Genomic DNA, 11213 nt, shown 5'->3' on the forward strand with positions numbered 1-11213 from the left:
TATGTCACACAAAGTAGTCTCTATTGTTTTGGGGGGAGGACGAGGTACTCGTTTGTACCCTTTGACGGAACAGCGCTCAAAACCAGCTGTACCAATTGCAGGTAAATACCGTTTGGTGGATATTCCGATTTCTAATTGTTTAAATTCCGGATATAATAAAATCTTTGTGCTGACGCAGTATAATTCGGCATCTTTAAATAAGCACATTAAAAATGCTTATAATTTCAGTATTTTTAGTAAAGGATTTGTAGACATCTTGGCTGCAGATCAAAATAATGAAGGTGATCGTTGGTTTGAAGGAACAGCTGATGCGGTGAGAAGAACACAAAAGAATTTGTTGAATGTCGATTACGATTATGTATTGATATTATCCGGAGATCAATTGTATCAAATGGATTACGCCGCGCTAGTCGATTTTCATGTTAAAAACAAAGGCGATGTCACGATTGCTACAATACCCGTAAGCGCTAAGGATGCAACGGGATTTGGAATACTTAAATCTGATGAAAATAATATCATTACTTCCTTTACTGAAAAACCCAATAAAGAAGAATTGGTAAACTGGAGTTCTGAAGTTTCGGAAGAGATGGACAAGCGTGGACGTCATTATTTAGCTTCTATGGGAATTTATGTTTTTTCAAAAGGTATATTGGCCTCTTTGTTAAAAGAAAATCCAGGAATGGATTTTGGAAAAGAAATCATTCCGGAAAGTATAGATTCTAAAAATGTACTGAGTTATCAATTTGATGGATATTGGACAGATATTGGTACCATAAGTTCTTTTTTCGAAGCTAATATTGGACTAACAGATGATATTCCCGATTTCAACTTGTTTAATGAAACGGTTTATACAAGAGCGCGTATGTTGCCTCCTTCCAAAATATCGGGTACCACATTAAATAATACAATTGTGGCCGATGGATGTATTCTGAATGGTGATAAAATTCAACGATCCTTGATAGGTATTCGTTCCCGCATTGGTCATGGTACAGTGATTAAAAATACGTACATGATGGGTAGCGACTATTATGAGCAATTGGAAGATGTGTTAGAACTGGGAAGTACCCAAGCGCCTCCACCTGTCGGAGTTGGTGAACGATGCTATATCGAAAATGCAATTTTAGATAAAAATTGCCGTATTGGCAATAATGTCAGGATAAAAGGAGGGAAGCATCTGAAAGATGGCGATTTTGAGACTTATGCCGTTTGTGATGGCATAGTGGTGGTCAAAAAAGAAGCCGTTATCGTAAATGGTGTAACGATTGGATGTTAAGTTAAATTTCTTCATTCAGGTAATTAGTATTGCTAATTACCTGAATTCAATCAATTGAGTGATCATGATTTCGGGTTGGAAAAATATCACCTTTAATTTGGTTCTAATACTGCTGTTTGCATATAGCTGTATGTTGATGGGCGAAATTACGTGGCGATATCGAAATTTTGAATTAGATGCTTCATTTTTACAAATTAAGCAAACAGAGATTACAGAGATTAGTTGGTATAAATATGCCTTTTATATCCATGTCATCTTTGCTATTCTAGCATTGCCAGCTGGATTTACACAGTTTAATAAAACCATTTTAAAAACATTTCCCGACCTACACAAAACACTCGGCTATCTATACGTTGTTGTCATCTTATTTTTTGCAGCGCCTTCAGGTTTTTTGATTGGGATGAAAGCAAATGGTGGACTTGTAGCCCAAGTTGCTTTTACCTTATTAGCCGTATCATGGTTTTATTATACGCTCCAAGCTGTCCTAAAAGCAAAGAATGGAGATTTTAAAGCACATAAAAATTTTATGATCAGAAGTTTTGCTTTGACATGTTCGGCATTAACTTTGCGCTATTGGAAAGTGATATTAGTGTATTTCTTTCAGCCTAACCCTATGGATGTGTATCCGCTGATTGCCTGGTTAGGTTGGATTCCAAATCTATTGATAGCAGAGTGGATTATTAACCAAAATAAATAAGATGAAAAGACTTTTTTTTGCAGTGCTCGGATTTGCAGCATTAGCTTCTTGTCATAATAAAACGAATAAAAAATCTTCAATGCCACCTGATTCAGTTTCAGCTGTTGTTGAAAATGAGATTCACAAAGAATTGTATGGGAATTGGGTAGGTGACTTTACGGTCGATGAAAAGGTCTCCGAAGAAATTCTTCAAAATAAGGGAGAATTTCCTGCTGGATTTGATTACAGTCCTAAAATTAATTTGACAATCAAACGAATCACTGCTGATACGGTAATTGGTCAAAATGTGGTGAAAGGCAATTTAAGACCATTGGTCGGGAAAATCGAAGAGAACGGAAGTTTGATATCATTTATCCTGGATGAACCAGGGGATAAAAAATCTGATGGACGATTTGAATTTAAATGGAATAACGATACGCTGGTCGGATCCTGGACCGCTTTTGATCAAGGAGTAAATGTTAGAAAGCGTAATTTTAAACTGACGAAAAAGCAGTTTGTATATAATGCCAATCTCATGTTGCCCAATGATGAGAATAGTGAACCATTAATAGATTGGTATGCCTCAAAAAAGGAAACTCGGACAGTTGAAGATGGTGACACAACGTATACCTACATCAATGATCTGTATCGGGCAGCATCTCCAGCAGTATTTAAATTGAATGGTTCCAAAATGAAGTTGACAGAAGGAGATTTGAAAAACCTCAAGAAGTTGGATTTAGAGATTATTCGAAATACAATTTTTGCGAGACACGGCTATGCTTTTACCAAAATTAATGTGCGTCAATTCTTTGATCCTGTAGATTGGTATGTGCCAGTTTCTAATGATGTAACCAAAGAGCTGTCAAAATTGGAACGTGATAACATCGCTATATTGACACGATTTGAAAAATATGCAACAGATAATTACGATCAATTCGGTCGCTAAATATTTTTTAATTTTCCATTATAATCGTGTAAAATTTATCTAAGTTTGATATCTAAATTTTAAGCATTGAGCACTATCCTAATCATTGACGACGAAGAAAAGATTCGTACATTACTTGCTAGAATAATGACACTTGAAGGTTACGAGGTATTTCAAGCATCAGACCTCAAGAAGGGGCTTAAAAGGTTGGAAGAGCAAGATATTGACGTCGTTATTTGCGATGTCAAATTACCTGATGGGAGTGGTGTAGATATCACTAAAGTAATCAAGGTCAAATATCCATGTCTTGAAATTATTTTATTGACAGCATATGGAAATATACCAGATGGTGTGCAAGCAATGAAAAATGGTGCTTTTGATTATATTACTAAAGGAGATGATAATAACAAGATCATTCCCTTGGTATACAATGCCAGTGAAAAAGTGTCGTTGGCAAAGCGGGTGCAACAGCTCGAAAAACAGCTAGGCGATCGTTATTCCTTTGATCAGATTATAGGGAAATCCAAAGCGATCTTAAATGCGATTGATCTAGCTAAAAGAGTTGCCGTAACGGATACAACAGTGTTATTGACGGGTGATACGGGCACTGGAAAAGAGGTTTTTGCACAAGCAGTACATCAAGCAAGTAACCGCAGTAAATTTAACTTTGTTGCCATTAACTGTGCCGCCTTCAGTAAAGAATTATTAGAAGGTGAACTTTTTGGACATAAAGCTGGTTCCTTTACAGGTGCAATGAAAGATCAAAGAGGACTTTTCGAAGAAGCGAATAAAGGAACTATTTTTTTAGATGAGATAGGAGAGATGCCGATCGAATTGCAAGCCAAGATATTAAGAGTATTGGAAACTGGTGAATTTCTGAAAATTGGTGAAACAAAAGTAACAAAAGTCGATGTCCGTATTATTGCGGCAACGAATCGGAATCTAGAGCAAGAGATAGCAAATGAACACTTCAGAAGTGATCTCTTTTACCGTCTTTCGGTATTCAGTATTTATTTGCCGGCATTGCGAGAACGTAAACAGGACATTCGATTATTGGCTCATCATTTTACCCAAATATTCTCTTTGCGCGCAAAGAGAAAGGAGCTACAAATTTCAACTGAATACCTTACTGCATTAGAAAATCATGATTGGAAAGGAAATATTCGCGAACTTAAGAATTGTATTGAGCGGAGTGTAATTTTATCCGATACCGATATACTAGGCGTCGAAACTCTTCCTTTTGCTCATGTAGCGATGGAGTCAGGAACAAAAATGTTATCTGCGTTTTCCATGGCAAGCGTAGAAAAACTACATATTCAAAAAGTATTGCAGCATACGCAGGGTAATAAAGCGGAGACGGCCCGTCTTTTGGAAATTGGTATTGCAACACTTTATCGTAAGATCGAAGAGTATAAATTAAACTAATGAATATGAAGTTTCCATTTATTGACTCGGACTCGCTGGTGGATCATTACTAGATCAAATGTGAGTCCAGTTTACGGTTATCCATTCCTTAAGGATATGGATAATCTCTTATTAAATCTCGAAAAATCATTTCTTAAGGTTTATTAAACCTAATTTTTTAGTGTTGTTAGCTTGTTAATAAGTGCAGTTCGTATAAGCGGTTATTCGAGTTTTCTTCATCCTAAATTTATGCTATATTCATACTTCATAGAGCATAAATCCGTGTTAAGTCCGTGGTGAGTCCGTGTTAAGTCCACTATTACCGTACTTTCAGCATGATATCATTATTTTTTGACCCTACTTCTAGGTATAAGATATACTGCATTACTTCCTTTTTTGTATTGCAGCGTAGTAGCATTGATTAGATATAAAGGCTCCACATCTTTATAGTCGGGCATCCTGTATATTGAAGTAAATCCTTCTATTATGATATAGAGCCTATCAAAATGATAGGCTTTTTTGTTTCTGTTTTTTTACTGTTTTGTCTTAACCTGCTGTTTTATAGGTTTTTGATGTTTTTGCGTTTGACTTGGAATAATATTGGCATTCCCCATTCCAAAATGAATACTCATGTTAAATTCAAAATGGAAAAAAATCAGGCAGTACGACAGGTACTGGAAGTGTGGCATCACGCAGGGATTGTTGAAAATTGCCTTTGTTGCGATCGTAACTTTTGCAGTAGTGAAATTTGTAGATATCCTAAGCACCTAAATTAAAGTAGATATGATCACCATAGTATTGACAGTTGTCGGTGTAATTTGTTTTGCACTGTTTTTTAAATCGATTGACTTCTTTGATCAGATTTAATACAAAGCCAAGAGCTAAGTTATCTAGGTAAATAGTAAACATAATTTAGTTGAGCTCTTGACACAAATGATAAAAAAGTAAGTAGGATGAAATCAAAAATGATGAGTACGCTCGAAGAATGGATACCGGAATCTCGTAGTTGGATTTTGGACAAAGAAATAAAAGACCATGCCATAGCTGATTATCTTCTATTGGGAAAATTAGCCGAAGAGTGTTTGAAAAAGATCAATTCAGGGAATGAATATGAATATGCAGATGCTGCGGAAATTGCAAAAGTGGTGAATTTGATCTACCAAGGCGGGAATCAATATACCCGTAATGCGATCGAAAATGAATTTCTGACGAAATTATCCATAGAAGAAAGTCCATCAAGTCTAAAAAAACATCTGGACATGCTTCCCAAGGAATTGAGGAAGGAATATCTAAAAACGATATTAGAAAATTAAAATTATAGTAAACGATGGTAGGATTACTCATAGTAGCAGTAGGCGTGTTTGCATACATCGTGTATGTATTACTAAAGCCCGAACAGTTTTAACAGTCAAACTGTGAATGAAATTATATTTAAAATTTAATTATGAATACAGAAATAATAGCCATAATCGTCATGTTTCTTGGTACGATTGCTTTAGCAATTCCTTTAGGGAAATATATTGCTCAAGTATTTGCTGGAAATAAGACCATCTTTGATCCCGTTTTCAATCCGATTGAAAGATTATTTTATAAACTCACAGGTATAGACCCAAAGGTTGAAATGAGTTGGAAGCAACATATGGCTGCGATGCTCACCATCAATATGATCTGGTTTCTGTTGGGAATGCTGGTACTGATGACGCAAGGAGTTTTACCTTTAAATCCGGATCAAAATCCAAGCATGACTGCAGACTTGGCATTCAACACAGTCATCTCTTTTGTTGTGAACTGTAATTTACAGCATTATTCAGGTGAAACAGGAGTGAGCTATCTAGGACAATACTGGCTCATGTTCTTACAATTTGTCAGCGCAGGTACAGGTATGGCTGCGGCAGTCACTCTTTTTAGAGCTTTTAGAGATAAAACAGCGATAGATCTTGGTAATTTTTACGAATATTTTATAAAATCTTGTACACGGATTTTACTTCCCCTATCCTTTGCTGTAGCGATTGTACTTGCTTTTCAAGGTACGCCTATGACATTCGAGGGCAAGGATACCATAGTGAACCTGCAAGGAGATACGGTTCAAGTCTCACGGGGACCTGCCGCTGCATTTGTTGCGATCAAACACATCGGCACAAATGGAGGTGGTTTTTTTGGGACCAATTCGGCTCACCCTTTTGAAAATCCAACTTACCTCAGCAATATGGTAGAAATGGCCGCACAGATGATTGTCCCATTTGCCATGATCTTCGCTTTCGGTTACTTTATCAAGAGAAGAAAACTATCGTGGATGATGTTTGCCGTGATGACCGTAGGTTTTTTGATGCTTGCAATTCCCAATATCAAGATGGAAATGGAAGGTAACCCTGCTCTAACAAGCATGGGAATCGACCAGTCATTAGGTGCAATGGAAGGGAAAGAAATCCGAATTGGTGCAGCGACATCTGGATTCTGGAGCATTGTGACAACAGTGATTTCAACCGGATCTGTCAATTCCATGCACGATAGTTCCATGCCACTTTCCGGAATGAATGAATTATTGGCGATGATGATCAATAGTTTCTATGGAGGTGCTGGTGTTGGTATTCTGAACTTTTTCATCTTCATTATTTTGGCGGTATTTATCAGTGGCTTAATGGTCGGTCGAACACCCGAGTTCTTAGGTAAAAAAATAGAAGCAAGAGAAATGAAGATTGCGATGATCATTGCATTGATTCATCCCTTTCTGATCTTAATCAGCGCCGGTTTAGCAACAGCGTTTCCTGCACAAGGGGCATCAACATTAAACAATCCAGGATTTCATGGATTCAGTGAGATTTTATATGAATATACCTCCTCATCAGCAAATAATGGAAGTGGATTCGAAGGTTTAGGGGATAATACACCTTGGTGGAATATCAGTACCGGTATCGTTTTGATCCTATCACGCTTCTTGCCGATTATAGGGCCTGTAGCAATTGCTGGCTTGTTGGCTAAGAAAAAGTTTATTCCTGAAGGAGAAGGAACTTTGCAAACGGATACGGCAACTTTTGGGATTTTGGTATTTACAGTAATCATCATCGTAGCAGCATTGTCATTTTTCCCTGCCCTAACCTTAGGTCCTATTGCAGAATATTTTTCTATGCGTTAATCTCATTTGAATGGTAACGGATCGTTGGCTTATATCGTAAAAACGGTCGTTGCCATCATCTATATAAATATTTAAAAATGAATAAGAATCAATCATTATTTCAGAGTGACATGTTATTGCAAGCTTGCAAACAGTCTTTCGTGAAATTGAACCCTAAACTGATGTTTCGTAATCCCGTTATGTTTACGGTAGAGATCGGAACTTTTGTGATGATGCTAGTCAGTTTATGGATTTTAACAGGAGAATCATCACAAGGTAGTTTTGGTTATAACTTCACCATATTTCTGATTTTATTGCTTACCCTGCTATTTGCCAATTTTGCAGAAGCTATTGCCGAGGCAAGGGGAAAAGCTCAAGCGGATAGTTTACGTAAAACAAGAGAGGAAACGCCAGCAAAATTGGCTGATGGGAAAATGATTTCTTCCTCACAATTGGTCAAAGGAGATGTTTTTATCTGTGAAGCAGGTGATATCATTCCCTCTGATGGTGAGATTATCTCGGGCTTGGCAACCATAGACGAAAGCGCGATCACAGGGGAGTCAGCTCCAGTCATTCGTGAAGCCGGAGGAGATAAAAGTAGTGTAACAGGAGGAACAAAAGTATTGTCCGATAAGATACAGGTAAAAGTAACGACCGAACCAGGTGAAAGTTTTTTAGATAAAATGATCGCTTTGGTAGAAGGAGCAAGTCGTCAAAAAACACCTAATGAAATTGCACTGACCATTCTTTTGGCAGGATTTACGTTGGTATTCATTATTGTGACCGTAACCTTAAAACCTTTTGCTGATTATGCGCAGGCGCCTATTACAATTGCAGCTTTCATTTCACTATTTATCTGTTTGATACCAACTACGATTGGTGGATTATTATCCGCCATTGGTATCGCAGGAATGGATAGAGCGTTGCGGGCAAATGTCATTACTAAAAGCGGAAAAGCAGTAGAGACAGCTGGAGATATTGATGTCCTATTATTGGATAAAACAGGTACCATTACCATCGGTAACCGTAAAGCAACTCATTTTTATCCAACTAAAGGTATAGCCGAAGAGCAATTGATTAAAGCTGCTGTATTAAGTTCGATGAGTGATGAAACTCCTGAAGGAAAATCAATCATTGAGTTGGCTGGTGTTAATCCGTTGGCGTATCCAATCAATGCACCCGTTTTTATCAAATTCACGGCAGAGACAAGAAGCTCGGGGATTGATTTTGATCAGACCCGTATTCGTAAAGGTGCGACAGATGCGATCCGTAATATCGTTACGCAGGCCGGAAATGTATTTCCAGTAGATATAACCGATCAGGTTACTAAAATTTCTCAAAATGGAGGTACACCCTTAGTCGTTTGTGAAAACGAAATTGCTTTAGGTGTTATTGAGTTGCAGGACGTTATTAAACCGGGGATTCAAGAGCGATTTGAACGTTTGCGGAAAATGGGTATCAAAACAGTTATGGTAACTGGCGATAATCCTTTGACAGCAAAATATATTGCCGAAAAGGCTGGAGTAGATGATTTTATTGCTGAGGCTAAGCCAGAGGATAAGATGAACTACATCAAAATGGAACAAGCTAATGGCCGTCTGGTTGCCATGATGGGTGATGGTACCAATGATGCTCCAGCACTGGCTCAGGCAGATGTTGGTGTCGCCATGAATAGTGGGACGCAAGCTGCTAAGGAAGCGGGTAACATGGTGGATTTGGATAATGATCCGACGAAATTGATCGAAGTGGTGGAGATCGGTAAACAGTTATTGATGACCCGCGGTACACTGACTACGTTCAGTATTGCAAATGACGTGGCAAAATATTTTGCGATCATTCCAGCTTTGTTTATCACGGCTATTCCTGCATTACAGGGATTGAATATTATGCAGTTAGATAGTCCGGAAAGTGCCATTTTATCTGCCGTAATATTCAATGCACTGATTATTCCATTTTTAATACCATTGGCATTAAAGGGAGTCGCATACAAGCCGATTGGTGCAAGTGCACTGTTACGTCGCAACCTGCTCATCTTTGGTGTAGGTGGTATTTTGGTCCCTTTTGTTGGTATTAAATTGATCGATCTTATTGTATCCTTATTTATCTAAAAAAACGAAAACATGAAAAAGCATATTTTACCAGCGATAAAGCTGACTCTTATCCTAATTGTTTTTTTTGCGGTCATTTATCCCTTTGCCGTATGGGCAATTGCGCAAGCCGCTCCCAATGGTGGTAAAGGTGAAATAGTCACTTTTAAAGGCAAGACTTATTACAGCAACATTGGTCAGGCCTTTACAGATGATCACTATTTTTGGTCCCGTCCTTCTGCTGCAAATTATAATGCAGCAGGTTCTGCGGGAAGTAACAAAGGTCCTTCAAATCCCTTGTATCTTGAAGAGGTAAAAGGCAGAATAGATACATTTTTGGTGCATAATCCAGGAATCACTAAGGCGGAAATACCAGCTGATCTGATTACTGCAAGTGCCAGTGGCTTAGATCCGCACGTTTCACTACAGGCTGCTCAGGTTCAGGTAAAGCGTATTGCAAAGATCCGCAATATACCTGAAGCAGATTTGAAGACACTAGTCAATGAGCATACCGAAAAACCATTATTGGGGTTATTTGGTCCAGCGAAAATAAATGTGTTGAAATTGAATATTGCATTAGATGAATTAGCTTCAAAATAATTATATGAAAAAATACATCATCAGTTCCATGTTATTACTTGGAAGCATCTATATTTTGCAAGCACAAGAAAGCGTTGAAGTCAAAAAACCGTTAACAATTAGTGGTTATGTAGAAGTGTACGGCCAATACGACTTTTCTAATCCTGAAAATAATACAAGACCAGGGTTTGTATACAGCCATCATCGTAATAATGAGGTGAATCTAAATCTGGGATTGATCAAATTAAATTATGAAACCGATAGGATTAGGACTAACCTGGCATTGGCGGCAGGTACTTATATGAATGCAAATTATGCTGCTGAACCAGCAACGTTGAGAAATATCTACGAAGCAAATGTCGGTATCAAGATTTCAGAAAAGCATAATTTATGGGTCGATGCTGGTGTTTTGCCATCTCATATTGGATTTGAAAGTGCGATCAGTAAAGATTGCTATACCCTAACTCGGAGTATCGGAGCTGACAATTCTCCTTATTTTGAAACTGGAGCGAAAGTATCCTATACAACCGACGATGGAAAATGGATGGTGAGTGGATTAATTTTGAATGGTTGGCAAAGGATTCAGCGAGTGGATGGAAATAGCACGCCTGCTTTTGGCCATCAACTGACTTATAAACCTACGGATAAAATAACGCTTAACAGCAGCTCCTTTATAGGAAATGACAAAGCCGATACAGTTCGTCAGATGCGGTACTTTCATCATTTTTATGGACAGTTCCAACTGCATGACAAATTTACGGTGATAACAGGCTTTGATATGGGAGCTGAACAAAAGGAAAAAGGAAGCAGTCGCTATAACACATGGTTTACTCCGGTTTTAATTGCTTCCTATAAACCGCATGATGACTTCGCGATAGCGCTACGAGGAGAATATTATCAAGATAAGAATGGTGTGATAATCAGTACTGGAACTGCAAGTGGATTCCAAACATTTGGTTATTCTGTCACGTTGGATTATGTGGTTTTCTCAAATTTAATCTGGCGAACAGAGTTAAAGAGATTACAGAGTAAAGATGCTATTTTTGTAGAGCGAAATGATTCTTTAAAAAAGGATAATATGTTAGCAATTACTTCTTTGGCATTACGTTTTTAATCTAATCAAATTTTTTTCTGCTGCATGGCATATGCAGCAGAAA

The 11213-nt window shown here is 37.8% G+C and carries 12 protein-coding genes; 11 read left to right on the top strand and 1 reads right to left on the bottom strand.

Annotation, left to right across the window (positions count from 1 at the left end; translation table 11 throughout):
- Position 1 precedes the first annotated feature (1 nt).
- From C8N37_RS01830 to C8N37_RS22720, 5 genes are all read left to right on the top strand, one after another.
- Positions 2 to 1273, top strand: a complete 1272-nt coding sequence (locus C8N37_RS01830; protein WP_108157280.1) for a glucose-1-phosphate adenylyltransferase — start codon at positions 2 to 4, stop codon at positions 1271 to 1273.
- 136 nt (positions 1274 to 1409) lie between these two features.
- A complete protein-coding gene (locus C8N37_RS01835) occupies positions 1410 to 1970 on the top strand; it encodes a DUF2306 domain-containing protein (RefSeq protein ID WP_244914317.1) in 561 nt (186 codons plus the stop codon).
- Between the two features lies 1 nt (position 1971).
- The gene (locus C8N37_RS01840) at positions 1972 to 2895 is read left to right on the top strand and encodes a YARHG domain-containing protein (protein WP_108157282.1); all 924 of its coding nucleotides are present in this window, start codon (positions 1972 to 1974) and stop codon (positions 2893 to 2895) included.
- 66 nt (positions 2896 to 2961) lie between these two features.
- On the top strand, positions 2962 to 4299 hold the full coding sequence (locus C8N37_RS01845) for a sigma-54-dependent transcriptional regulator (protein ID WP_108157283.1): 1338 nt from the start codon (positions 2962 to 2964) through the stop codon (positions 4297 to 4299).
- 609 nt (positions 4300 to 4908) lie between these two features.
- Positions 4909 to 5049, top strand: a complete 141-nt coding sequence (locus C8N37_RS22720) for a hypothetical protein (RefSeq protein ID WP_153196729.1) — start codon at positions 4909 to 4911, stop codon at positions 5047 to 5049.
- Here C8N37_RS22720 and C8N37_RS22725 read toward each other — a convergent pair.
- Positions 5038 to 5187, bottom strand: a complete 150-nt coding sequence (locus tag C8N37_RS22725) for a hypothetical protein (RefSeq protein ID WP_170114451.1) — start codon at positions 5185 to 5187, stop codon at positions 5038 to 5040. The two genes, C8N37_RS22720 and C8N37_RS22725, sit on opposite strands and share 12 nt — an antisense overlap.
- Before the next feature lie 44 nt (positions 5188 to 5231).
- On the opposite strand from C8N37_RS22725, the gene C8N37_RS01850 reads away from it, so the two are divergent.
- The 6 genes from C8N37_RS01850 to C8N37_RS01875 all read left to right on the top strand — a co-directional run bounded on the left by C8N37_RS01850 (position 5232) and on the right by C8N37_RS01875 (position 11170).
- On the top strand, positions 5232 to 5591 hold the full coding sequence (locus tag C8N37_RS01850; protein ID WP_108157284.1) for a DUF7674 family protein: 360 nt from the start codon (positions 5232 to 5234) through the stop codon (positions 5589 to 5591).
- Positions 5592 to 5605: 14 nt separating this feature from the next.
- Complete coding sequence (gene kdpF, locus C8N37_RS23250; protein WP_108157762.1) at positions 5606 to 5683, top strand: K(+)-transporting ATPase subunit F; 78 nt, start codon at positions 5606 to 5608, stop codon at positions 5681 to 5683.
- A 39-nt stretch (positions 5684 to 5722) separates the two neighbouring features.
- A complete protein-coding gene (gene kdpA, locus C8N37_RS01860) occupies positions 5723 to 7411 on the top strand; it encodes a potassium-transporting ATPase subunit KdpA (protein WP_108157285.1) in 1689 nt (562 codons plus the stop codon).
- Positions 7412 to 7488: 77 nt separating this feature from the next.
- Positions 7489 to 9498, top strand: a complete 2010-nt coding sequence (kdpB, locus tag C8N37_RS01865; protein ID WP_108157286.1) for a potassium-transporting ATPase subunit KdpB — start codon at positions 7489 to 7491, stop codon at positions 9496 to 9498.
- A gap of 12 nt (positions 9499 to 9510) precedes the next feature.
- On the top strand, positions 9511 to 10077 hold the full coding sequence (locus C8N37_RS01870) for a K(+)-transporting ATPase subunit C (protein ID WP_108157287.1): 567 nt from the start codon (positions 9511 to 9513) through the stop codon (positions 10075 to 10077).
- A 4-nt stretch (positions 10078 to 10081) separates the two neighbouring features.
- Positions 10082 to 11170: a porin gene (locus C8N37_RS01875; RefSeq protein ID WP_108157288.1), complete on the top strand. Its 1089-nt coding sequence runs from the start codon at positions 10082 to 10084 to the stop codon at positions 11168 to 11170.
- The last annotated feature ends 43 nt before the right edge of the window (positions 11171 to 11213 follow it).

Source organism: Sphingobacterium faecium (assembly GCF_003054045.1).
Taxonomy (GTDB): Bacteria; Bacteroidota; Bacteroidia; order Sphingobacteriales; family Sphingobacteriaceae; genus Sphingobacterium; species Sphingobacterium faecium.

Excerpts from the sequence above, each read along its gene's own strand:
- C8N37_RS01830 (WP_108157280.1), top strand. The coding sequence starts at position 2 with ATGTCACACAAAGTAGTCTCTATTGTTTTGGGGGGAGGACGAGGTACT.
- C8N37_RS01835 (WP_244914317.1), top strand. The coding sequence starts at position 1,410 with ATGGGCGAAATTACGTGGCGATATCGAAATTTTGAATTAGATGCTTCA.
- C8N37_RS01840 (WP_108157282.1), top strand. The coding sequence starts at position 1,972 with ATGAAAAGACTTTTTTTTGCAGTGCTCGGATTTGCAGCATTAGCTTCT.
- C8N37_RS22720 (WP_153196729.1), top strand. The coding sequence starts at position 4,909 with ATGTTAAATTCAAAATGGAAAAAAATCAGGCAGTACGACAGGTACTGG.
- C8N37_RS22725 (WP_170114451.1), bottom strand. The coding sequence starts at position 5,187 with ATGTTTACTATTTACCTAGATAACTTAGCTCTTGGCTTTGTATTAAAT.
- C8N37_RS01850 (WP_108157284.1), top strand. The coding sequence starts at position 5,232 with ATGAAATCAAAAATGATGAGTACGCTCGAAGAATGGATACCGGAATCT.
- kdpF (WP_108157762.1), top strand. The coding sequence starts at position 5,606 with ATGGTAGGATTACTCATAGTAGCAGTAGGCGTGTTTGCATACATCGTG.
- kdpA (WP_108157285.1), top strand. The coding sequence starts at position 5,723 with ATGAATACAGAAATAATAGCCATAATCGTCATGTTTCTTGGTACGATT.
- kdpB (WP_108157286.1), top strand. The coding sequence starts at position 7,489 with ATGAATAAGAATCAATCATTATTTCAGAGTGACATGTTATTGCAAGCT.
- C8N37_RS01870 (WP_108157287.1), top strand. The coding sequence starts at position 9,511 with ATGAAAAAGCATATTTTACCAGCGATAAAGCTGACTCTTATCCTAATT.
- C8N37_RS01875 (WP_108157288.1), top strand. The coding sequence starts at position 10,082 with ATGAAAAAATACATCATCAGTTCCATGTTATTACTTGGAAGCATCTAT.